This window comes from Metabacillus mesotrionivorans (assembly GCF_052171315.1).
In the GTDB taxonomy this organism is placed as follows: Bacteria; Bacillota; Bacilli; order Bacillales; family Bacillaceae; genus Bacillus_P.
The window spans coordinates 285,587-308,007 of record NZ_JBQMFF010000004.1 but is presented as its reverse complement, the minus strand read 5'-3'; the positions used below and the strand labels follow the sequence as shown (position 1 = coordinate 308,007).

The 22,421-nt window shown below is 46.3% G+C and carries 20 protein-coding genes and 1 other annotated feature; of the genes, 1 reads left to right on the top strand and 19 read right to left on the bottom strand.

Features of this window, described 5'->3' with window-relative positions:
* Positions 1-164 precede the first annotated feature (164 nt).
* The 18 genes from mreD to ACTSEZ_RS13660 all read right to left on the bottom strand — a co-directional run bounded on the left by mreD (position 165) and on the right by ACTSEZ_RS13660 (position 20,580).
* Positions 165-686 carry a rod shape-determining protein MreD gene (gene mreD, locus ACTSEZ_RS13745; protein ID WP_369734728.1) on the bottom strand — a complete coding sequence of 174 codons (522 nt, stop codon included), beginning with the start codon at positions 684-686 and terminating at the stop codon, positions 165-167.
* Positions 683-1,579, bottom strand: a complete 897-nt coding sequence (mreC, locus tag ACTSEZ_RS13740) for a rod shape-determining protein MreC (protein ID WP_029279369.1) — start codon at positions 1,577-1,579, stop codon at positions 683-685. Before mreC ends, mreD begins: the two co-directional genes overlap by 4 nt.
* A gap of 110 nt (positions 1,580-1,689) precedes the next feature.
* Complete coding sequence (locus ACTSEZ_RS13735; protein WP_369734727.1) at positions 1,690-2,712, bottom strand: rod shape-determining protein; 1,023 nt, start codon at positions 2,710-2,712, stop codon at positions 1,690-1,692.
* Positions 2,713-2,847: 135 nt separating this feature from the next.
* Positions 2,848-3,531, bottom strand: a complete 684-nt coding sequence (gene radC / locus ACTSEZ_RS13730) for a RadC family protein (protein WP_369734726.1) — start codon at positions 3,529-3,531, stop codon at positions 2,848-2,850.
* 36 nt (positions 3,532-3,567) lie between these two features.
* Positions 3,568-4,137, bottom strand: coding sequence for a Maf family protein (locus ACTSEZ_RS13725; protein WP_369734725.1), 570 nt, complete (start codon positions 4,135-4,137; stop codon positions 3,568-3,570).
* A gap of 157 nt (positions 4,138-4,294) precedes the next feature.
* A complete protein-coding gene (locus ACTSEZ_RS13720; RefSeq protein WP_369734724.1) occupies positions 4,295-5,323 on the bottom strand; it encodes an SPOR domain-containing protein in 1,029 nt (342 codons plus the stop codon).
* 117 nt (positions 5,324-5,440) lie between these two features.
* Entirely contained in the window at positions 5,441-6,268 is an 828-nt protein-coding gene (locus ACTSEZ_RS13715) for a hypothetical protein (protein WP_369734723.1), read from the bottom strand.
* Complete coding sequence (locus ACTSEZ_RS13710; protein ID WP_369734722.1) at positions 6,249-6,866, bottom strand: PilN domain-containing protein; 618 nt, start codon at positions 6,864-6,866, stop codon at positions 6,249-6,251. Before ACTSEZ_RS13710 ends, ACTSEZ_RS13715 begins: the two co-directional genes overlap by 20 nt.
* Positions 6,867-7,838, bottom strand: a complete 972-nt coding sequence (gene pilM, locus ACTSEZ_RS13705; protein WP_369734721.1) for a type IV pilus biogenesis protein PilM — start codon at positions 7,836-7,838, stop codon at positions 6,867-6,869. It lies immediately after the preceding gene.
* A gap of 16 nt (positions 7,839-7,854) precedes the next feature.
* Entirely contained in the window at positions 7,855-8,604 is a 750-nt protein-coding gene (locus ACTSEZ_RS13700) for a prepilin peptidase (protein ID WP_369734720.1), read from the bottom strand.
* A gap of 17 nt (positions 8,605-8,621) precedes the next feature.
* Positions 8,622-9,041 (bottom strand): type IV pilin protein, encoded by a 420-nt coding sequence (locus ACTSEZ_RS13695; protein WP_369734719.1) that lies wholly within the window; start codon positions 9,039-9,041, stop codon positions 8,622-8,624.
* A gap of 106 nt (positions 9,042-9,147) precedes the next feature.
* Positions 9,148-10,353 (bottom strand): type II secretion system F family protein, encoded by a 1,206-nt coding sequence (locus ACTSEZ_RS13690; protein WP_369734718.1) that lies wholly within the window; start codon positions 10,351-10,353, stop codon positions 9,148-9,150.
* Complete coding sequence (locus tag ACTSEZ_RS13685) at positions 10,353-11,393, bottom strand: type IV pilus twitching motility protein PilT (protein ID WP_369734717.1); 1,041 nt, start codon at positions 11,391-11,393, stop codon at positions 10,353-10,355. Before ACTSEZ_RS13685 ends, ACTSEZ_RS13690 begins: the two co-directional genes overlap by 1 nt.
* 5 nt (positions 11,394-11,398) lie before the next feature.
* Positions 11,399-13,066 (bottom strand): GspE/PulE family protein, encoded by a 1,668-nt coding sequence (locus tag ACTSEZ_RS13680; RefSeq protein ID WP_369734716.1) that lies wholly within the window; start codon positions 13,064-13,066, stop codon positions 11,399-11,401.
* Positions 13,059-14,366: a VanW family protein gene (locus ACTSEZ_RS13675; RefSeq protein ID WP_369734715.1), complete on the bottom strand. Its 1,308-nt coding sequence runs from the start codon at positions 14,364-14,366 to the stop codon at positions 13,059-13,061. Before ACTSEZ_RS13675 ends, ACTSEZ_RS13680 begins: the two co-directional genes overlap by 8 nt.
* 398 nt (positions 14,367-14,764) lie before the next feature.
* Positions 14,765-16,477, bottom strand: coding sequence for a sensor domain-containing diguanylate cyclase (locus ACTSEZ_RS13670; RefSeq protein ID WP_369734714.1), 1,713 nt, complete (start codon positions 16,475-16,477; stop codon positions 14,765-14,767).
* 95 nt (positions 16,478-16,572) lie between these two features.
* Complete coding sequence (locus ACTSEZ_RS13665) at positions 16,573-17,865, bottom strand: bifunctional folylpolyglutamate synthase/dihydrofolate synthase (RefSeq protein WP_369734713.1); 1,293 nt, start codon at positions 17,863-17,865, stop codon at positions 16,573-16,575.
* Positions 17,866-17,937: 72 nt separating this feature from the next.
* Positions 17,938-20,580, bottom strand: coding sequence for a valine--tRNA ligase (locus ACTSEZ_RS13660; RefSeq protein WP_369734712.1), 2,643 nt, complete (start codon positions 20,578-20,580; stop codon positions 17,938-17,940).
* A gap of 75 nt (positions 20,581-20,655) precedes the next feature.
* Positions 20,656-20,885, bottom strand: a binding site (T-box leader).
* A 161-nt stretch (positions 20,886-21,046) separates the two neighbouring features.
* Between ACTSEZ_RS13660 and ACTSEZ_RS13655 the strand changes: the two genes are divergently transcribed.
* A complete protein-coding gene (locus ACTSEZ_RS13655; RefSeq protein ID WP_029279333.1) occupies positions 21,047-21,238 on the top strand; it encodes a YszA family small membrane protein in 192 nt (63 codons plus the stop codon).
* 104 nt (positions 21,239-21,342) lie between these two features.
* Here ACTSEZ_RS13655 and ysxE read toward each other — a convergent pair whose 3' ends face one another.
* Positions 21,343-22,365, bottom strand: a complete 1,023-nt coding sequence (ysxE, locus tag ACTSEZ_RS13650) for a spore coat protein YsxE (RefSeq protein ID WP_369734711.1) — start codon at positions 22,363-22,365, stop codon at positions 21,343-21,345.
* Positions 22,366-22,421: the final 56 nt, after the last annotated feature.

The window sequence follows — 22,421 nt, the reverse complement described above, 5'->3', positions numbered from 1 at the left end:
ACGACTATACAATTTCGACAGATCGATGCATTCTTCCTCTTTTTAAAACGCAATTTCTCAAACTTTGTCCGTTTCCTGATTCAGGAAGAATGGCTCACAAGCAGTACTCATTTCACCCGGCCATATCTGTCTGCACAGGCAGTAATCTGCTGTCAGATTACAGTCTACAGATCATCCATGTAGTCCCTTTTCACTTTTGAAATAAAACGGCTCATCGGATAGATCAGGACGATGGCGCCAACTGAGTTTGCAAGAATCGTCGGAAGAAGCCTCAGATTTGTAAAGTCATAGAATGGCAGATTCGAATAGCCGATCAGCATCTGAATGCCGTAAGAATAAAACTCCAGAAGAGTAACTGCCAGCAGAGACAGGAAAAGCACAACAAGCATGTTCCCCTGAAGAGCCTTCAGCGCTTTTGAGATCAGGTAGGCAAACAGCGGATAGGCAAACAAATAGATGCCGAGGATTTCGGTATACACAATATCATGCAGCAAACCGAAAACCATTCCATAGATAATCCCCATCTTCTGGCTGTAGTAAGCCGTAATAAAAACGACGGAAAGCATCACAAACCTCGGGATAATCACTTGATCTTCAGATGTGAACGGAAGCTCAATCAGATCGGTAAACGTGCTTTCCGAGATAAAAACGAACAAAATGAAAAGAGGAAGGAGGATACGGTTCATGATTCCTCCTCCTCCTCTGGATCCATATTTGTAATATCGATCGTTTCTTTTACTCTGTCTGTTACAAATACCCGGTCAATATCATAGAGATCTGCTTCCGGCTTAATGTAGGCCATTTGCGATAGTCCGTAGGAATCGGGTTCAACCTCGAGCACTTCACCGATGACAAGACCTTCCGGGAAGATTCCGCTGCTGCCGGAAGTCACAACTTTCTGCCCTTTTTCGATTTTGACGTCCGATTCAATCTTCTTAAGCAGAAGAGCTTTTTTCTTCTCGTCATATCCTTCGATCAGACCGAAAATATTCGGCTGTCCGTCTTTGCCCTGAATTTCAGCAGCGATCCGATTTTTCCGGTCAGGGGAACTTAAAAGCTGAACGGTGGAGTTGAATTTAGAAGTGCTTTTCACTTTTCCGATCAGGCCTTTATTTGTGATAACGGCCATATCCTTTTCAACGCCGTGCTGTGATCCTTTATCAATGGTAATCAGATCAAACCATCTGCCCGGGTCCGGGTTTCTCGCAATCAGCGCTGCCGGAATCGGATTGTATTCTCTCAGTGATTCCTGTGCACCCAGCTCTTCGCGCAGCTTTTCATTATCGCGTCTGAGAGCCTGCAGCTCTGTTTCAATTTTCATATGCTCATCGATCTTGCTTTTGAGGAGCTTGTTTTCTTCATACGTATTTTTAAGATCGCCGACATTCTCAAAGAAGCCCGCTACATATTGTGCGGGCTTATGAAAGACTGTCTGAAATAATCCTGTTGAATCTTTGACAAATTGCTCCGGCCAAGTAAGCTCTCTGTCTTCTTTTAGCGAATAGCCGATCAATGCCACTAAAAAGATAATACTGACCAGGAGCAGGATAAGACGTTTATTCAAGAAAAACTGCGGCATGTGACTTTACACCCTCTTACTGTTTGCTGCTGTTCGCAGGGATTTGCCCGTTGCAAATCACTCCGTGCGAATGCAGCTGTTATGGAGCGGACCTTCTGCAGGTACCTGTATTATCTGCTGTCTTTTGCTTTTGTTTTGAAAAGATGAATATGTTCAAGAGCTTTGCCGGTGCCGATTGCTACACAGTCAAGAGGATTCTCGGCAATAAGGACAGGCATGTTCGTTTCTTCACTAATCACTTTATCAATATTGCGGAGCAAAGCGCCGCCGCCGGTAAGGACGATGCCGCGGTCCATAATGTCCGCTGCAAGCTCAGGCGGAGTCTTTTCAAGTGTGTTTTTAACAGAATCGACAATTGAATTTACCGTATCGCGAAGAGCTTCTGCAATTTCTTTCGCCGTAATTTCAATTGTTTTCGGAAGACCTGTCAGAAGATCACGGCCGCGGATGTCCATGTTCTCAACGCCCTCAGGAGATCCTGCTGAACCGATTTCCATTTTAATGGATTCAGACGTGCGGTCACCGATCATTAAATTGTATGTTTTGCGGATGTAGTTGACGATCGCATCATCCATTTCATCTCCTGCCACGCGGATTGACTGTGATGTGACAATTCCGCCAAGAGAGATGATGGCTACTTCAGTCGTACCGCCGCCAATATCAACAACCATGCTTCCAGTCGGTTCCCAGACAGGAAGATTTGCACCGATCGCAGCTGCAAACGGCTCTTCTATTGTATAAGCATCACGTGCACCAGCCTGTCTTGTTGCGTCGATCACTGCACGTTCTTCTACTGCTGTAATGCCGGAAGGAACACAGACCATAACGTAAGGCTTGCTTGAGAAAATGCCTTTCCCTTTTGTTGCTTGTTTTATGTAATACTTCATCATTGCCGCTGTTGTTTCATAGTCGGCGATAACGCCGTCTTTCATCGGGCGGAGCGCCACTACATTGCCGGGTGTGCGTCCGATCATATTTTTCGCGTCGTTTCCTACTGCCACGATCGACTTCGTATCCGTCTGCATCGCTACAACTGAAGGCTCGCGCACAACAATTCCTTTTCCTTTAACAAATACCAGTGTATTGGCCGTACCCAAATCTATACCAAGGTCTCTTGTCCCAATTCCAAACATTAATTGTATCTCCCTTTCTGAAAACCGAATTACTTATTTTAAAAGCAGTCAAATGCGACGGCGAAAAAACTCATAAACATTATTATAGCGTAATTACACACATTATTATAGCGTAATTACATAAAAATAAAAGTGTTACAAATATCCTTTTTCTTTTAAACTCACATATTTTTGCTCGCCGATAATAAGATGGTCCAAAAGCTCTATCCCTAACATTTTACCACACTCTGTTAATCTTTTAGTAACTTCAATATCTTCTCTGCTCGGGGAAGGGTCGCCTGACGGGTGGTTGTGGATGCAGATAATTGAAGCGGCAGAACGTTTCAGCGCTTCTTTAAATACTTCGCGGGGATGAACGATCGAGGCATTCAGGCTTCCGATAAAAACGGTTTGTTTATGAAGCACCTGATTTTTCGTATTTAAATAGAGGCAGACAAAATGCTCCTGTGACAAAAAGCGCATTTCCTCCATGACATAATTGGCGCCGTCCTGAGGGGATTTAATGACATATCTGTCTTCATAGGCAAGACGGTTGATCCGTCTGCCGAGCTCAAGCGCCGCCAGAACCTGAACGGCCTTAGCCTCTCCGATTCCGGAAATGCTCGTCAGCTCGGCGACTGATGCTTCCTTTAAAAACCGCAGGCCTTCAAAATGGTTGAGCAAACGGTTGGCAAGCTGCAGAACAGACTCTTTTTTTGAACCTGTTCGAAGCAGGATGGCAAGCAGCTCATGGTTTGCGAGACTTTCAGGACCGTCATGAATCAGCCGTTCACGCGGCCTGTCTTCCAACGGGAAATCATGGATTTTCAGCACGTCCAATCTGTTTCTCCTCCTGATTCCCTCTCTGCCTTTCTCTTAACGGATATAGCCCGCTTTTTTCAGCTCTCTCGCTGTCCTTGACAAAGGAAGTCCTACGACAGAAAAATAATCGCCGCGGATTTCTTTTACAAACAGCGATCCAAGACCCTGGATGCCGTAGGAGCCCGCCTTGTCCATCGGCTCTCCTGACAGCACATACTCTTCAATGTCTTCATCTGTAAGCGGCCAGAATGTCACATCTGTCTGCTCGTAAAAAACGATTTTCTTCTCCTGATGCAAAATGGCAACACCTGTGAGAACCTGATGTGTTTTGCCAGAAAGCTTGGCAAGCGTTGTCTTTGCATCCTCTTCGTCTGCAGGTTTCCCGAGAATTTCGCCGCCGTAAACGACTACTGTATCCGAGCCAAGAACAACGGAGTCTTTGAAGCGCTCTGCAACAGCAGCGGCCTTCTGCTCAGCGAGCGACATGACAATGTCAGAGGGCGAAAACGCCTGGTCTACTTTCTCTTCCACATCACTGACAACAACAGTAAACGGGATGCTGACTTTTTCAAGAAGCTCTTTTCTGCGCGGAGATCCTGAAGCTAAAATAAGATGATGTTCCATTCTTCAACATCCTTTCATTCGGTTTAAAGGGAGATACACTCGTATCTTAGCAAACACCGGCAGGATGCACAAACGGCCAAAATAGAATTTTGCACGAAAAACAGCAGCTTTTTCCCGCAAAAAAAGCACCTCTTTTCATAGAGATGCCCCTGGAAATTCAGTTAAGCGAAACGAGCAGGTCCATCAGCTTCTGCTGTGCGGCCCATCCTGTCTTTTCATCCGCGCCTTCAGCAAGCAATGACGACACATCCGTTAATTCTTTTTTCATCGAAACAAGACGTTCATCCTTCGGTTTAAGCTTTCCAAGCTCTGAAAGAACAGCTTCAGATTTCGATTTTACCTCTTTGCCGTTTCCTTCCACCGCGGCGGATGAGAGGGTAACAAGTGTTTTGAAATGGCCGATGAATGCTGACGGATCTTCATTTGATTTCACAGAGAAGTCAGCCGTTTTTCCGCTCCATGTATCAATGGAGCTGGACTTATAGACATTGCTCAGCCCGTCTGCCTCCTGTTTTTCATTGCCGACTCCCCCGTAAACGAAGTAGGAGCCGTCTTCCTCAACTGCTGCAGCAGGAAAACCTTTAGCTTTTAAGTCGGCAGCCGTGGCATCGGCACCCTCCTTAGAAGAGAACTTTCCGATTTGAGCGAAGTAAAGCTGAATCGTTTGCTCTGCAGCTCCGGCGCCCGCATCCCCGCCTGCTGCCTCAGGAGCCGCCGCTTCTCCCTCCGCCTGTCCCGCGCCTGTCTGAAGAGCGGCAGGCAGATCCTCATCTGACATGAAATTCAGGGCAAGAAATCCGAAGCTTACGCCCAGCACAATCGCAAGAACAATGGTGATGGCATATTGCTTAAATGGATACGCACTTAGATGAACCTTTTTCCCAGTACTGAAGTATGGAGAATGCTTGGATTTAGAGGATACCTTTTTAACGGCGACAACCTTGGGATCATCCTGGAAAACCTCCCCGTCATCCTCCGGGAGGACCCATGTGAACTCATCTTCTTTTTCCGCATCGGACGCGGCCGCCTCCTGCTCTGCCATCGCTTTCTCATTCCAGCTCGTTACAGGAATGTCAGGCTTTACTGCCTCTTCCTCTTTCTTTCCTTTTTTTCGATTATTCTTCCCCTTCCAATTCCGTTCCTCGCCATTGATCTTAACCTTCATTGCATGTGCACGCTTGTCCACCTCTACACCGCCTATCTGTACGAATCGAGTATTTGGTTTTCATGCTAGCACAGCAAAAATAAAAAAGAACAAGACATTTGTCGTCTTGTTCAGAAAGGTTTTCGTCAAATACCCGCTCTATTCGCCATCTTCTTCCTTTACGAGGGAAGTGTTGAGGGGATTAAGCTTGCCTCCGGGCTCCGGGGCTGCCACTTTTGGCGTTTCATCCTTAAGGTCCTGAAGGGCATCCATATAAAAAGCAGAGACCTGCAGCGAATACTTCAGCGGCTCTGCTTCCTGATCAAGGGAAGTCAGCTCTTTCACACCGTTGAATGTCAGTAGATCCACTTTCGAAATGCGCTGCTGCGTTTCAAGCTCCGCTATAAACGCCTCCATATCAAAATAGTGGCTGGACGTCACTTCAAGGGAAATGAGGATTCGCTTTAGTCCATCAGGTGCTGCTGGCAGCTCTGCCGTCTCCTGCGCATTTACAGGCTGTGCAGGCGGCGCGTCCGCTGATTCTGACGGCACCTCTGCATTTCCGGATTGATCTGCCGGTACCTCTGGACTATCAGCCCCATCAGCCGGAGCTTCACTTTGGACAGCTTCCGGTTCTGCCGGCGGCAGGAATGCATCTTCGCTTTCAGCGAACGTGACGCTATCTATTTTACTGTTAGAAACCGTTTCCGCCTTTTCAAGGTCGAGCACAAGCTGTTCCACCATCGGGGAAACCGGGACTTTTCGCTGTAATTCTACAGAATGGACAGGCGCCTTCGTTTCTGTCGAAGGATTTTCACCTAAAGTTCCAATTTGGTTCAGATACATGTCCCTTGAACTCTCAAGCGTGCTGATCTCTGCCTTAACAGGCTTTATAAAGAGATAGTACGCACCAAAATAGAGCAACCCGAGAGTGAAGGCTGCCGCAAGCAGGAGGAAAAGATGTTTTTTATGAAGATGAATCGTCATCAGCTGGTTCCCCGCTCTCTGATTGTAAATAATCCGGATTCAACGTTAGAATATACTGCGCTTCTGACCGCGGGATCCCACCTGATTCTTCTTCCTCAGCAGCCTCTGTTCCCTCTTCTTTGACAGCGGTGATGCTGATTAAATCAGCTTTTGTGAAGTAGGCGGATTCTTTTAATCTCGCAAGATAGTACGCCGCTTCGCGGTTTGTATCAAATTGAACGGAAAGCGTCAGCTCTCCTGCATCATTGTAGGAGAAGGTTTTGAAGAAGCCCCGTTCAGGAAGCTTCCCTGCGAGTTCTTTCACCACCGGAACAGAATCGAGCGATACGCCGTCAGCGTATTCAACAGCGCTTTGAAGAGAGGAAACCGAAGAGCCTGAATTGCTCTTTGTTCCTTTCTCAGCGGCGAGCCGTTCATGCTCTGATTCAAGTGCCGCAACCTGACTCTTCACCTCTGCTTTTTCTCCATTGGCAGAAGTCAGCTGTATGATAAAAAGCCCCGCAAAGATGACGGCGACAAAAGCAAGAAGAAGATAGAGAGTGGCATTGGCCACATTCCTGGGATCTTTTTTCGGCAGCAAATTAATATCAGCCAGCATTTAACGCACCTCTTTTAATGCCAGACCGGCAGTCAGATAAAACGAAGCAGGCAGCGGAGTTTTATTCAACGTTTCAGCTTGCGCATTCTTTAATGAATCAACAGGATAGTCAAACCGTTCAGCCAGAAGCCGCTCTGCTTCATGGAGCAGCGGGTGATCTCCCGTCAGGATGAAGGATGAAACTTCATCATTCCCCTGATTCAGTGAAAATCTGTAGAAATTGAGGACATGGTCGATTTCTTTCATGATTTCGTTTGCCTGAAGCCGAAATTCTTCAGCTGTCAAGGTCCCGCTCATTCTGTCAGATTCACGGACATTCTTCTCAACCTCTATGTTCCGCATAAATACAGGCTGCTCCTGCTGAAAGATGCTCAGGTTTACGCCTGAAAGATCATACTGAATGAGCATAACAGAGGATGCATGATCAACTTTTGTTTTTTGATTCAGATAAAAGCGGTACTGGCAAAGGGGAGAGATATCGGCGGCATCCGGTTTAAGGCCCACGGTGTCAAACAGGTCGGAATAGCTCCTGACAAGCTCTTCGCTCGACGCAAACAGCAGCAGATGAAGCTCTTTGTCCGTCCGGCCTGTCACGATGTAATCAAAAACAGCCTCATCAAAAGGCAGATGGATCGACGAGCCGATTTCCACATAAAGATGCCCCCGAATCTCATCGTCGATTAAATCACCTGGGACACTCACCTTCCGGATGACTACATGGGAATCAGGAACCGTAAACCGTACTTTCCTGCCCTTTATGCCCCATTCACTTATACACTCATCCAGTATGAGTGAAAGGGTGTCAAAATCCTGGATGACCCCTCCGCGGATAAGCCCTTCAGGAAGCAGGCGCTCTTCGCACATTCCCATCATCAATGGTTCTGACTGCTTTAGTTCCGCGTAGCGAATGGCATCATCTTTAATCGTAAAATTTCCTGTCTTTTTGCTGAAACGAAATCCGGAAAGCCTCAATACGCCCCCTCCTTTCCTAATAACCGATCAAACGGATATACCAGTCTATTAATTGTTCTCCGAAAAAGTAGGCTGCAAGAGTCCCCGCCATGATAGAAGGTCCGAACGGCATCGGCTCCTTCCGCTTTGCTTTTCCAAGAAGCATCGCAATTCCTCCGGCAAACGAGCCAACGAGACATGATAGAAAGAAGGCAAGCAGCACAAGCTTCCATCCAAGTGCAAGGCCAAGAACGGCAAAGAGCTTGATATCCCCGCCGCCCATACCTTTGCCCCTTGTAACGAAAGCAATCGCATAAAGCAGTGAAAATCCGGCTGCAGCGCCTGCCAGCGGATTCCACCATGGCGAAAGGGGAATGAGAACTCTTTCGAAAGCCAGAAGGCCACCGAAAAACAACAGCACTTTATCAGGGATCACCATGTATTTCACATCAGACACAAAAATAATCATAAACAGCGAAATCAGCGTCAGGGCAACAGCTAGTTCCCCTGTCCAGCCTAAAAGCAGGAAGGCCGCAGCAAACAGCAGGGCCGTCAGCGCTTCCACAAACGGATACAGCGGAGAAATGCGGACTTTGCATTTTTTGCACTTACCGCCCTGTAAAACATAAGAAACAACAGGAATAAGCTCGCCTGCTGTTAATGTATGTCCGCACCCAGGACACGCGGAACGGGGTGCGACTATGGATTGTTTCAGTGGAACGCGGAGGCCGACTACATTGTAGAAGGAGCCTAGTAGAAGGCCGTAAAATGTGATAATGACTGTCATTTTTTCATCTCAGCCACTTAATCTTCATTTGCATCTTTTGCTCTTAATTTAGTAACAGTTGGGTACGTTCGTGTAATTCCGTCTTTAATGACCTGAATATTGGAATAAGTATATTTGCCTCCAGAATAACTGATTGTAATCGTGTATGCTCCACCGCCCTCACCATCTAAATATTCATTTAGAGCGTCGCTAGTTGTAGCAGAAGCGACCTTTGTGTATGTTTTATTAGCATCAGTCGGATTGTTTGATGAAACATGTAATTTTGCAGCCTCATATACTGAAACAGCCTCAGAATGAACAGCATCCTCCTTAGAATTCTGTATCACATTCCCAATAGCTGGCACAGCAATAGCCGCAATAATCCCCAAAATGACAACAACAGCAAGCAATTCAATAAGTGTTAATCCCCGTTCGTTCTTAAGCATTTTTTTAAACATGTCTCTTTCTCCTCATCTAGTAAATTAGAAGTATAGGTCTTTGTGCTTAGTCTATCGTCATTATAGCATACAAAATTGGTTTTTACTGCTAATTTTTTCGCGAAAATTAATTTATTTTGTTGAAAATATCAAGCATAGGTACTAGGATGGAAGTCACGACTACACCGACAATTCCTGCAAGAAAGACAATCATCAGCGGTTCGATCAGGGACTTCAGTCTGTCTGTCGCCTGCTCGACCTCATCTTCGTAGAAATCTGCGACTTTTGAGAGCATTTCATCGAGTGATCCGGTCTCTTCGCCAATGGCAATCATCTGTGTAACGAGCGGCGGAAACACCCAGTGATCTCTCATTGGCTCTGTGAGAGAATGACCTTTTTCAAGTGCATTTCTCGACTCTTTCAGCACCCGGCTGATCACTTCGTTTTCTACGATGCTTTCTACAATGGAAATCGCCTGCAGGATCGGAACGGAGCTTGAGAACAGAGAACTGAGTGTCCTTGTCATTCTGGCAAGCGCCGCCTTCTGAAGCATTTTTCCGAAGATTGGCATTCTCAGTGCAGCCGCATCCAGATAATACTTCGTTGAAGGCTGTGATTTCATGGCTGCAATCCCTAAGAAGAACAGAAGGAGAAAGATAATCACAAGCCACCAGAACGACTGCATCCATTCACTTGCCCCAAGCACAAACTTCGTGATGAGGGGAAGCTCTGCCCCGAAGTCCTGGAACATATCCACAAACGTCGGCACAACGGCCACTAAAAGAAAAATGACGACCGCTATGGCAACAATTCCGACAACTGCCGGATAGGCAAGAGCGGAAATAATTTTCTGCTTTGTTTTATGCTGCTTTTCATAGTGCAGCGCCAGCCTGTCGAGTGTTTCGTCCATATTTCCTGCAGCTTCACCGGCTTTGACCATGTTCGTAAACATAGTGGAGAAGATTTTCTTATGCTTTGCCGCTGCGGCAGACAGCGGATTTCCAGACTTGAGCTCTTCTTCAACGTCAAAAAGCGCTTTTCCGAGTGCTTTGCTTTCTGTTTGTCTGGCAAGAATATTTGTCGCATCAACAACAGATATTCCTGCCTTCAGCAGCGTGGAAAACTGCCGCAGATAAATGACAAAATCCTGAAGCTTAACTGGATTGCCTATGCTGATTTCTTTTGTCAGCAAGGTTTCCTGCAGCTCTTCAATCTTTGTAATTCTAAGGCCTTTTTCCTGCAGTTTCACCATGGCATCCCGTTTTGAAGTGCCGGCGATTACGCCGCTTGTATGGCCAGCTTTTCCCCGGCCTTCATATTTGAACCGCGCCATTACCGTATCGTCTCCTGCAGGAAGGGCTCTGCCATTTCCCTCAAAATTACGCCGGATTGAACAAGCTCTCTTATTGACCCTTCAAGCGTCATCATTCCCTGATCACGGCTTGTCTGCAAGATGTTATGAATCTGGTGGATTTTCTCATTTCGAATTAAATTCGCAATGGCAGGGTTGTTCACTAAAATTTCCGTGGCTGCTCTTCTTCCTCTAAAGTCCGCCGTCTGAAAAAGGCGCTGAGACAGAATGCTGGTCAACACGGATGCAAGCTGAATTCTTACCTGTGCCTGCTGATTCGGAGGGAAAACATCTATGATTCTGTCAATCGTTGAAGGCGCGCTGGATGTGTGAAGCGTCCCAAGAACAAGATGACCTGTTTCAGCAGCAGTAATCGCCGTATGAACGGTCTCCAAATCTCTCATCTCCCCGACGAGGATTACATCCGGGTCCTGCCTTAGCGCCGCCCTCAGACCATTGGCAAAGTTCAATGTATCAAATCCCACTTCCCGCTGATCAATGATGCACGAGCCATGCTTATGAAGATATTCAATCGGATCTTCAAGTGTAATAATGTGCTTTCTCGCTGACTGGTTCATATGATGGATCATTGCTGCAAGGGTGGTAGATTTCCCGCTGCCTGTCGGGCCTGTCACTAAAATAAGCCCCTGAGGTTTATGGGACAGTGATTTCAGGACTTCCGGAAGATGCAGGTCCTCAAGTGTCGGGATGGACGTTGGAATAATCCGGATGGCAAGCGCTGTACAGGAGCGCTGCTTATAGGCGTTCACTCTGAATCTTGAAACGCCTGATATGCCGTATGAGAAATCCAGTTCCCCTTTTTCCTGAAACTTTTCCCACATCGCCTTGGGAAGTATGGATTTCGCCATTTCCTCCGTATCCTCCGGCAGCAGAGCGACACCGCTGTAGCTTCTCAATTCACCGTTGATTCTCAGCATAGGCGCTATCCCTACGGTAAGATGGATATCTGACGCCTTATGTTCAAAGGCCTCTCTCATAATTCCTTCAAGTTTCATTTTCATCATCATCACTCCGATAGGGCGACGCGCAATATTTCTTCTGTCGTCGTCAGTCCCTGCTTTACTTTCAGCAATCCGTCGTCTATCAGGAAAAGCGTTTTGTTTTTCATGGCAAGCTCGCGTATTCCCGAAAAGGATTCACCATTCATAATCACTTTTTTCATTTCATCCGTGACAACAAGCAGTTCATGGATGGCAAGGCGGCCTTTGTACCCTGTCATATTGCATGTTCCGCAGCCTCTTCCCCGTACAATGGATTCAACCGTCAAGCCCCGCTTGGCGAAAATCTCTTTTTCCCGGACAGTAGGCTGAACGGTCTCCGCACAATCGCGGCATACTTTTCTGACAAGCCTCTGGGCAACGACTCCGGAAAGAGAAGTAGCAACGAGAAACGGCTCTACTCCCATATCAATGAGACGGGTGATTGTACCGACCGAATCGTTTGTATGGAGAGTACTGAGTACAAGGTGCCCTGTCAAAGACGCACGTATGGCCACTTCCGCCGTTTCTTTATCTCTTATTTCACCGACCATGATGATGTTCGGATCCTGCCTTAGGATGGATCTGAGCCCTTTAGCAAACGTCATGCCCACAGTCTGATTGACCTGAATCTGATTGATTCCTTCAAGCTGGTATTCAACCGGATCTTCGATGGTGATGATGTTGACTTCCTCTGAATTCAGCTTGTTTAAGGTCGCATAAAGCGTAGAAGATTTCCCTGAACCAGTCGGGCCGGTAATCAGCACAATGCCCGACGGCCGATCAATCAGCTGCGAGAACCGCTCCAGATTCCTTGGATGGAAGCCGAGCTTCGTCATATCATTCAGCGCACTGCTGAGGTCAAGCACCCTGAGAACAATTTTCTCCCCGTAAACAGTCGGCAAAGTGGCGACACGAAGATCAATCGGATGAAAATCAAGCGTCAATTTAATTCTTCCGTCCTGAGGCACCCGCTGCTCCGTAATATCGAGGTTGGACATAATTTTAATCCGGGCGGTAAGAACGCTCTGCATGTGTTTGGGTAGAATCCGCTCCGTTTTCAGGACGCCGTCTATTCTGTAGCGGACAGCGAGCTTTGTCTCCTGCGGATCGATATGAATATCGCTCGCCCGCTGCTGGACCGCATTTTGAAGCAGCTGATTGACAAGCCTGACAATCGGCGAATCCGCTTCAGTAGCTTTCTCATCCTGCACCGCCTCCTGAGGCGCCCCGATCAGCTGGTCAATGTCTTCTTCCATATCAAAATACTTTGTGATCGTTCTTAAGATATCATCCTTCGTGGCAATGGCCGGTTCTACCTGAAAACCTGTGGAAAGTCTGAGATCTTCAATCGCGTAGTAATCCATCGGATCCGCCATTGCGACATACAGCTTGTCCCCCTCTTTTTTCAGGGGGATCATATAATTGCGTTTAGCCGTTTCTTTTGGTATCAGGGTGAAAAGCTTCGTATCGAAGGGATATCTGAACAGGCTCACATGCGGAATGCCAAGCTGAAACTCTAGCACTTCAATCAGCTGCTGCTCCGTTATATAGCCGCGCTGAAGGAGCGCATCCCCAAGCTTCTGCCGTTCGCTTTTTTCTTTCAGCGTTACCTTCAGCTGCTCATCGGTTATAAGGCCCGTTTCCACAAGGAGATCTCCTAGTCTTTTTCGCGTCTGCTTCAAAGCGTTATTCATCTCCTTTCTCAAATGCAGGTTCTTCCCAAAGCTCCTGGTCACGATCAGTCTGAGGACTATTCACTGGCTCGTTTTCTGATGAAGGGTTCTCCGTACTTGCCGGAGCATCATTTTGGTCAGATTCAGCGCCCTGCTGAACTTCTTCACCTGGAGCAGCCGGAACGGACCCCTGCAGTTCTTTCTTGAGCGGCTTCACTTCCACTCTGTGAACGGGGGCGTAATAGTCATCTGAGATCAGGGTGCTTGAAAGAAGCTTTCCAGCACGGTCCAGTTCGTTTCTGTAAACGGCAGCCGACTGGCCGTTTCTTCCTACTTCTATGACTCTGGTTGTATTGTCATTAAGAGCCGCATCGTATTGTATGATTTTTTTGGGCTTGTAGCTCTTTTCATTTTCCATCGTTAAACTATATGTGTTCTCAAATGCGGCACCTTCAATGCTGATGTTTAGAGAAGCGCCGTCCTGAGCAAGCTTCAGCTCATATGCAGCATCATTCGGATTGTAAAAAACAAGGTCCCGTTTTCCTTTTGCAAATGCCGCTTCTTTTCCCAGTTCTGCATAATCCGGGAGTTCTGCACTGATGTGCCGTTCCAGTATTTCAAAATCAGTCAAAAGGACCGTCTGATAGATTCCTGTTGCCAACAGGCTCAAAGCATCATCATCCAGCTGAAGAGAATTTTCTTCCATATAAGCTTCTAAAGAAAACGATCCCAAGGGTTCGATGCTGATAACAATCGGCTGCTGAAGAAGAACTGAATCCGCAGGAATGGCCGAGCCTGCAAGCAGCGTTTTAGGCAGCTTTTCTTTCACAAGGTAGTTTTCAAGAGACAGGGTGAAGATTCCCTCCGTTAATTCGGACGCTGCAAGCTCAATTTCCGATGCAAGTGCTTTCTGATCAACAGCCGGTAATATGTCCGGTTTAAGCTCGTTTTCCAGAAAAACGCCAAGAGCTTCTGCATCAACAGAGGCAATCAGCTTGTTCGTTCTGTTTGCAAGTGCAAGCTCTGCCGTTTTCTTCAGATCAAATGAGACTAGATTTAAATCAAGGCCAAGTTCCCGGTCTGCCTGAAGAAAATAAAAGCTGTTTTCTTTCCAGCCTGTGACAGCCTGATTCAGCTTCGCTTCCGCTTCTGCCTCTGTTAAACCCGATAATAAGATTCCGCCGGCCATCACACCTTCCGGAACCGTTTTTTCATTAAAAAGCGCCCCATACGCTTTCACACCGAAAAAAGAAAATCCAAAGAGAATAAAAACACATCCGAACAAAACAAGAAACACTTTCCCTTTTGATGATGTACCCACTTCATGCCCCCCCTTTTGTCACAACACGCTCTCTGCTAGTTAAATAAACCTAAGTCATTCGAATTATCATTTTCCAAATACTAGACAAAAATCGACTAGTTTTATTGTATAATAGCTCCAACCAGAAGAAAAGAAAGATTTTCCACATTGCCCATAAATTATAATAGAAAGTGCAGATTCCTTGTTGATCAGACAATATTGAGCCCTGCTCAACAATTGAATGATCCTCCTTCCCTTTATGCGTCACTGCTGCTGCAGCAATTTCCATATATAGTACTTCTTACTCAAACGCATTTCGACAAACTCCATCATTGCACCAAAAAAAGGTGAAAATCTGAGTTTTCTCAGACTTTCACCTTTTTGTTGGATCAGGACTGAATCCATTTCAGCCTTTGATCTTACTTCACATATTCCGCAACCCTGTTCCGCCCCGCCTGCTTTGCACCGATGTACATGGCGCGGTCTGCATGCCGGATGAGGTCGAGCGGTCCTTCTGCATCTTCCGGGGCTGTAGCATAGCCGATGCTTGCCGTAATGGATACAGGCTGCCTCTTTCCGTGATGCTGGATGCTTTGTTCGACGATAAAGGGACGGTTTGCAATGCTTTGGCGGATGCCCTCGGCGGTTGCAAAGCACGATGGCTTGTCCATGTTAGGAAGAAGGATCACAAATTCTTCCCCGCCGTACCTTGCCACCGTACCTCTGTCACCTATGAATCTCGTAAGCCGCTCGGCAAGCGAGATCAGAATTTCGTTTCCTGCCTGATGCCCGTATGTATCATTCACCTTTTTAAAATGATCAATGTCGAGCAGGATCATGGAAAGCTGCTGGCCCTTAAGCTGAACCAGTTCATTGTATTCATATTCAAGAAGCTTTTCCATATAGCGGTAATTGTAAAGGCCCGTCAATGGACATCTTTCACTTTGTTTTTTCGTCTCTTCGTAGCTTTTTGCGTTCTCTATTGCCACACCAAGATAAGCGGTTAACAGATCGGTGATCATCAGCTGTGCCCGGTCATAGAAGCGTTTTTTGTTTGAAGCAAGGATGACAATCCCCACTGCCTTCTGGTTTCTGACAATCGGAACCGCAATCACGCTCTCTATGCTTTGCGGCAGCAGCGTTTTCTCAAGTTTCGCCCATTGATCCCGCTTTGTGTACAGCATGCTTTTTTTGGTTGCATAGACCAGACCGCTGACACCATGGTGAACTGATATGGATTCCTGTACGTTTTTGACGATACGGCCGTTTTCAAGTTTGCGGATGACCTTCAGCTCATTGTCCTCAATCACATCAATAATATATGCATAGTCCACTTTGATCATGGAGGTCAGTTTCTCCAGATACACTTCTACGACTTCTTTTACCTCAAGTCTTTCTGTCAGCTGATGACCGATTTCGCTTGCCTGCTGTAGATACGTATTGAGGCGCTGGCTGCGAGACAGCAAAATAAGGATATAGGAGGTTCCCACAAATGGAATGCCCACATAAAACAATGCCTCAAATCCAAGGTCAAGGTACAGAATGTAGAGCAAAATGCCCACCGGCAAAAACATGAGCGTTGTGAGAATTTCCCACAGAAAATCCCTCGAGAAAAATTTTTCTTTCTTCTTATAAAAATACCCTCTGATCACATGCTGGAGAAAGAAGTGATTAACAAGGCAAATGGTAAAGGAATAGGCAATCACTTTGAGAATAAATGGAAAGGTGAGAGCCTCCCGTTCATGTGTACCGCCAATCGCATAATAAACGGCTGCCCCTGCTGCTGATACGATCAGAAACATCAGGGAGTTCGTCGGAAAGCGGTAAATTTCCCGTTTTCCAACTCTGAGCTTCAGCAGAAGCACAGTGAGGGCTGCCTGCATAAGAATCATTTCAACGAAGGGCCCGAAAAGGAGAAAAACGGATATTGAAACACCTTGAGCGAAAAAGACAGGAGTTTCATTGACAATGATCGGGAAAATCGAAACAATGCACATGAAAACCAGAAAAGCGGCAATCGTCCATTCATTTCCTGAAATTTTTACCGGCCAGAGAGTGTACGCTGCAAATAGTGATGAAGGAAATACGATGGCCCAGACGGCCCACAAAATGGACTTCAGCTTTTTTTCCATGGATTGTCCCCCTCTCCCGCCGTGCTGTTATTAATATTTTAACAAAAATTCAGATTTTTGTCATTTATTTCGGGACTATCAGCCTAATTTTCATGTTATATTTTTCGACAATAAGGCCTAACCTCAGAAATAAAGTAGAGAGAACCTGTTATTAAAAAGATGTCTCCCCCTTCGCCCGCTGCAATCATTTCATCAATCGCCGCTTTCCAGTCTTCATGGAACGATTTTACCGGATGCGTGCATGCTTCATACAGTTCTGATGCTCCAGCAGCTCTCGGAAAATCAAAGGTTGTGAAATGCATGCTGTCTGCAATAGCGGAAAGAGTTGAAATCATCGGGCTGTATTCCTTGTCTTTCAGGGCTGAAAAAAGAACATGAATCCGTTTGCCGGCATAGTGCCTTCTCATCACTGCCGCAAGACTTTCTGCTCCCTCTTTATTGTGCGCGCCGTCAAGGATGATGGCAGGAAACTCGGAAACCTGTTCAAACCTTCCGCTCCAATTTGTCTGATGAAGGCCTTTTCGAATGTGCTCATCTCCGGCAGCAAACAAGCCGTGGACCCGTAAATAATCCAGAGCCATAACAGCAAGCGCGGCATTTTGCACCTGATGCTCTCCCCTCATGGAAATCTCAAGCCCTTCGAATGAGTGATACGGTGTTTTCATATCAAACCTTTCCCCGCCCATAAGCGGTTCGTGTTTCAGAACAGGAAAAGAATCGTGGAAAAGATCAGCATTTTTTTCTGCCGCTCTTCTTTTTATAACATTCAGAGCGCGCTCATCCGTTACTGCCGTAAGCATTGGTACACCATGCTTGATGATGCCCGCTTTTTCACCGGCAATTTCCTCTATGGTGTTCCCAAGGATATGCATGTGATCATATCCGATGCTAGTAATCATGGTCAGGACCGGCTCTGAAATATTCGTTGAATCAAATGTGCCTCCAAGCCCTGTTTCAAGCAGCAGCACATCTGTTTTTTCATGGTTTCCGAAATAATAGAAAGCCATAGCGGTGATGATTTCAAACTCGGTCGGCCCTCCAAGCTCTGTTTGCTCAAGCTCGTCTGACAGCGGTTTTATCGTATTTGCCAAAAACAGCATCTCCGCATCCGGAATAGGAATTCCGTTCATGCTGATCCGCTCGTTGAAGGTTTCAAGGAACGGGGATGTAAAGGTGCCGGTTTTATAGCCTGCTTCTGTAAGCACGTTTCTCATGTAGGCAATGGTTGACCCTTTTCCGTTTGTGCCTGCCACATGGACGGTTTTCACTTTTTTATGGGGATTACCGAGTCTGTTCATCAGCCATTCCATACGCTTCAGGCCGGGTTTGATGCCGAATCTGAGGCGGGAATGTATCCATCCGACAGCTTCTTCGTACGTTTGAAACATATTATCTGCCCCTTCTTTTTTTATACATGAAAACTCGGGCATGATCATAAATCACACCCGAGTCTTTGCAGGTCAGCCTTTCAGCTCTCCGATTCTTGAGAGAACGGCTTCTCTTTTTTCTGTATAATCTTTTTCTTTCGCGCGTTCTTCTTCTATAACCTTCTCAGGCGCTTTTTTAACGAAGCCTTCATTGCTCAGCTTTTTCTGAACACGTTCAACTTCTTTATTTAATTTATCAAGCTCTTTCTCAAGGCGTGCTATTTCTTCATCGAGGTTGATCAAGCCTTCAAGAGGGAAGATCAATTCCGCTCCTGTTACAACAGATGTCATCGCTTTGTCGCCTGTTTCAGCATCCGTGCCGATTGAAAGACTGGACGTGTTGCAGAAACGCTCGATGTAGGCGCGGTTCTGCTCTAGCTGATTTTGGATATCTGCTGATTTTGCCTTAATCATCATTGGAATTTGCTTGCTCATCGGCGTGTTCACTTCAGCTCTTACATTTCGAACCGAACGGATCACTTCAACTAGAAGCTTCATATCTGCCGCTGCTGCTTCATCAGTCAGAGACGCATCGGCAACCGGCCATTTTGCGATTGTAATGGATTCCCCTTCGTGCGGAAGGTTCTGCCAAATTTCCTCGGTAATAAACGGCATGAACGGATGAAGAAGTCTCATCGTGTTATCCAGTACGTATGCAAGGATTGAACGTGTTGTCTTTTTAGCCGCTTCATCGTCGCCATATAGCGGAAGCTTCGCCATTTCAATGTACCAGTCACAGAAATCATCCCAGATGAAGTTGTACAGATGACGGCCGATTTCACCGAATTCGTATTTATCGGCAAGCTTTGTCACGTGCTCAATTGTTTCATTGAGTCGTGTCAGAATCCACTTGTCAGCCACTGATTTTTCACCGGTCAGATCGATTTCATCAAATTTCAGTCCGTCCATGTTCATCAGTGCAAAGCGTGAAGCGTTCCAGATCTTATTGGCAAAGTTCCATGTTGCTTCTACTTTTTCGTAGCTGAAACGCAGATCCTGGCCAGGCGAGCTTCCTGTTGAAAGGAAGTAGCGAAGAGAATCCGCTCCGTATTTATCAATCACATCCATCGGATCAACGCCGTTTCCAAGCGATTTACTCATTTTGCGTCCCTGCTCATCGCGTACAAGTCCGTGGATCAGCACGTCTTTAAATGGTCGCTTGCCGGTAAATTCAAGACCCTGGAAAATCATGCGGGAAACCCAGAAGAAAATGATGTCATAGCCTGTTACAAGTACATCTGTCGGATAGTAGCGCTGGTAGTCAACGGAATCTTCATCCGGCCAGCCCATTGTAGAAAACGGCCACAGTGCGGAACTGAACCACGTATCGAGTACGTCTGTATCCTGCTCCCAGTTTTCAAGGTCTGCAGGCGGTGCGTGATCAACATGCACCTCGCCAGTTTCTTTATGATACCAGGCAGGAATGCGGTGTCCCCACCAAAGCTGTCTTGAAATACACCAGTCGCGGATATTTTCCATCCAGCGCATATACGTGTTTTCAAAACGGTTTGGAACAAAGTTGACTTTGTCTTCTTTGTCCTGAAGCTCAATCGCTGCATCTGCAAGAGGCTGCATCTTAACGAACCACTGCGTAGATAGGTACGGTTCAACAACCGCTCCGCTCCGCTCGCTATGCCCGACTGAATGCATGTGCTCTTCAATTTTGAACAGAACATCCATTTCCTGAAGATCCTTCACGATCTGCTTTCTGCACTCAAAACGGTCAAGGCCGCTGTAGATTCCTGCTTTTGCATTCATCGTTCCGTCCTCATTCATCACAAGAACACGTTCAAGGCTGTGGCGGTTTCCAATTTCAAAGTCATTCGGATCATGAGCCGGCGTGATTTTAACAGCTCCTGAACCAAATTCCATATCCACATAGTCATCTCCGACAATCGGAATTTCGCGTCCTACGATTGGAAGAACAACGGTTTTGCCGATCAAATGCTTGTAGCGCTCATCTTCCGGGTGAACAGCAACCGCTGTATCGCCAAGCATCGTTTCAGGACGTGTAGTCGCAACTTCAATTGCACCTGAACCGTCTGACAACGGGTAGCGCATGTGGTAAAATGCGCCCTGAACATCTTTATAGATAACTTCTATATCAGAAAGAGCTGTTTTTGTCTGCGGATCCCAGTTGATTATATATTCGCCGCGGTAGATGAGTCCTTTTTTATAAAGAGAGACAAATACCTCGTTAACCGCTTTAGAAAGTCCTTCATCAAGCGTAAACCGCTCTCTTGAATAATCAAGGCCAAGGCCAAGCTTTGACCACTGCGCGCGGATATGGGATGCGTATTCTTCTTTCCATTTCCAAGTTTCCTCAACAAACTTTTCGCGGCCAAGGTCATAGCGCGACTTGCCTTCCTCGCGAAGCTTTCCTTCCACTTTAGCCTGAGTGGCGATTCCGGCATGGTCCATTCCCGGAAGCCAGAGAACGTCATAGCCCTGCATGCGTTTCATGCGCGTTACGATATCCTGAAGCGTCGTGTCCCAGGCATGGCCAAGATGAAGCTTTCCTGTTACGTTCGGCGGAGGGATTACAACCGTGTACGGCTGCTTTTCCTGGTCGTTTGAAGCTTCAAAAAACTTTCCCTTCAGCCAGTAGTCGTAGCGATCGCGCTCAATTGCCTGCGGATCATATTTTGTAGAGAGTGTCTGCTCCTTGTTCTCCATGTTTCTTCCTCCTTAAAATCTTCAAATCAGTTCATTTCCGCACTTTTCGGAAAATAAAAAACTCCCCTCGTCCGGTAAAAGGACGAAAGGAGTTGATTTCGCGGTGCCACCTTTTTTCACAGGCAAAAAAGAACCTGTGCTCTCAAATGGGATAACGGCGTTCATGCCGATTCTCTCTACTTCATGGTTCAAGAGAATTACTCCAGGGCGACCTTCAAGCACGCTTGTTTAAGAAATCTCTCAGCAGGCGATTTCTCTCTCTGAAAACAGCTTTCCGCTTTACTCTTCCCTATCACGGTATGTGTTCGATTATGAAAACATGATATATGTTGTATTGTATACAATCCAGTCATTTCACGTCAATCATCTTCTCCATTTTTCACAGCCTTTATTCCCGAAAAGGCACAAAACTGGGTAAATGCACATATTCTTTATACAAGAAGGATTCAGTGAGGAGAGTTTTAGGATGCGCAGAAAAATAAACGATTATAACTTGTCGCCTTATGTAAAGCAATTCAAGCTCATTGCCGGACAGTTCATCGTGCCGATTACCATCTTTCAGACCGTCCGGACCCTGATTTTCCCGTCGCCCGTCGACCTTGTCCTGCTGGCGCTGCTGATTTTGCTTGGTGTGGCTTTGTATATGGAGTGGATATAACGAAATGCGGAGCTGGACACTGCGAAATACAATTCAGACGGTTAAATATTGTTATACTGAGCTGCATTTGCATGTAAAAAACCCAATCACCGATTGGGTTTTGTTTATGTCGACTGCTCAGCAGCCAGTTTTTTGTTTTCTTCGATCTGCGTCACCTTCATGACGAAGTACTCGATGTTTTTAAAGGTCCAGTAAGATTTGATCAGGTCCTGATTTTTCTGAAGCTGCGACGCGCTTCTGCCGTTCAGGTTCATGTGCTTTTTCACTTGTTTGTAGACAAAATCCGGATAGGCAAGATAGCAGATGAACAGCTGCATTTCCTCTTCTCTGTATGGAAACGTCTGCTGATAGGTGTAAAACCAGTCGGCACAATTATCATCTGCAAATGGGTACGTATGGAACGTCCTGTGATAAAAGAGAAGCGCATCATCAATGGGCGATGAATACCTGGCATGTTCAAAATTGGTGAAATACCCCGTTCCCTGTTCATCATACAAGTAATGATGAATGGACGCTCTGCCGTGAATCATGACTTGCCGCACATCCTCTTTTTCCTTCATCATTTCGTACCACTCATCAAGTTTTTTGCGGGCAAATTCTGTCGCACGTGCGGTTTCAAAGTAATAGGTGACGGCCTGCAGTTCAAACGGGGAGAGATACCACTTCTTCTCGCATTCCTCCACGTATTTTTCATACAGGGCTTTGTTGTCATCCCATTGCTTGGCAAGGGTATCGTAATGAATTTTCAGTGCATTCTGATTCAGCTTTTCCTCAGCAGCCGTTCTCTGATGAAGCGCTGCAAGTTCCCTGAACATATTTTTATGCCGCTCATCCCGCTCTTCTTCTGTTTCGTTCGTGAGCCAGGGCATAATGTAATACCAGTTCTCTCCGTCTGAGGTGAAAAACTGCCGGTGCCTGTTTCTGAAGATGGGCACATACCCTGAATACCCTTTCTGATGAGCACCGTGAAGCGTTTCGATGAATTGGCCATTCCGGTTCGATGACATCTTTTTTAATGCGTAGGAGGCACCTGAACTGGCATAGACCTTCGTCAGTTTATCTGTAACAGACTCCGCATATTCCGCTTTCAGCTCATACTCTTTTAAAACCTCCGCAAGTTTATCCATATTTTCTCTCATCATTTTTTGTCTCACTTCCTTTTAACCAGGTCTCATGTAAAGAG

Excerpts from the sequence above, each read along its gene's own strand:
- ACTSEZ_RS13735 (WP_369734727.1), bottom strand. The coding sequence starts at position 2,712 with ATGTTTGGAATTGGGACAAGAGACCTTGGTATAGATTTGGGTACGGCC.
- ACTSEZ_RS13695 (WP_369734719.1), bottom strand. The coding sequence starts at position 9,041 with ATGTTTAAAAAAATGCTTAAGAACGAACGGGGATTAACACTTATTGAA.
- ACTSEZ_RS13715 (WP_369734723.1), bottom strand. The coding sequence starts at position 6,268 with ATGACGATTCATCTTCATAAAAAACATCTTTTCCTCCTGCTTGCGGCA.
- ysxE (WP_369734711.1), bottom strand. The coding sequence starts at position 22,365 with ATGGATAAACTTGCGGAGGTTTTAAAAGAGTATGAGCTGAAAGCGGAA.
- ACTSEZ_RS13680 (WP_369734716.1), bottom strand. The coding sequence starts at position 13,066 with ATGAATAACGCTTTGAAGCAGACGCGAAAAAGACTAGGAGATCTCCTT.
- ACTSEZ_RS13690 (WP_369734718.1), bottom strand. The coding sequence starts at position 10,353 with ATGGCGCGGTTCAAATATGAAGGCCGGGGAAAAGCTGGCCATACAAGC.
- ACTSEZ_RS13685 (WP_369734717.1), bottom strand. The coding sequence starts at position 11,393 with ATGAAAATGAAACTTGAAGGAATTATGAGAGAGGCCTTTGAACATAAG.
- mreC (WP_029279369.1), bottom strand. The coding sequence starts at position 1,579 with ATGCCGCAGTTTTTCTTGAATAAACGTCTTATCCTGCTCCTGGTCAGT.
- ACTSEZ_RS13700 (WP_369734720.1), bottom strand. The coding sequence starts at position 8,604 with ATGACAGTCATTATCACATTTTACGGCCTTCTACTAGGCTCCTTCTAC.
- ACTSEZ_RS13710 (WP_369734722.1), bottom strand. The coding sequence starts at position 6,866 with ATGCTGGCTGATATTAATTTGCTGCCGAAAAAAGATCCCAGGAATGTG.
- ACTSEZ_RS13725 (WP_369734725.1), bottom strand. The coding sequence starts at position 4,137 with ATGGAACATCATCTTATTTTAGCTTCAGGATCTCCGCGCAGAAAAGAG.
- mreD (WP_369734728.1), bottom strand. The coding sequence starts at position 686 with ATGAACCGTATCCTCCTTCCTCTTTTCATTTTGTTCGTTTTTATCTCG.
- ACTSEZ_RS13665 (WP_369734713.1), bottom strand. The coding sequence starts at position 17,865 with ATGTTTCAAACGTACGAAGAAGCTGTCGGATGGATACATTCCCGCCTC.
- ACTSEZ_RS13670 (WP_369734714.1), bottom strand. The coding sequence starts at position 16,477 with ATGGAAAAAAAGCTGAAGTCCATTTTGTGGGCCGTCTGGGCCATCGTA.
- ACTSEZ_RS13655 (WP_029279333.1), top strand. The coding sequence starts at position 21,047 with ATGCGCAGAAAAATAAACGATTATAACTTGTCGCCTTATGTAAAGCAA.
- ACTSEZ_RS13660 (WP_369734712.1), bottom strand. The coding sequence starts at position 20,580 with ATGGAGAACAAGGAGCAGACACTCTCTACAAAATATGATCCGCAGGCA.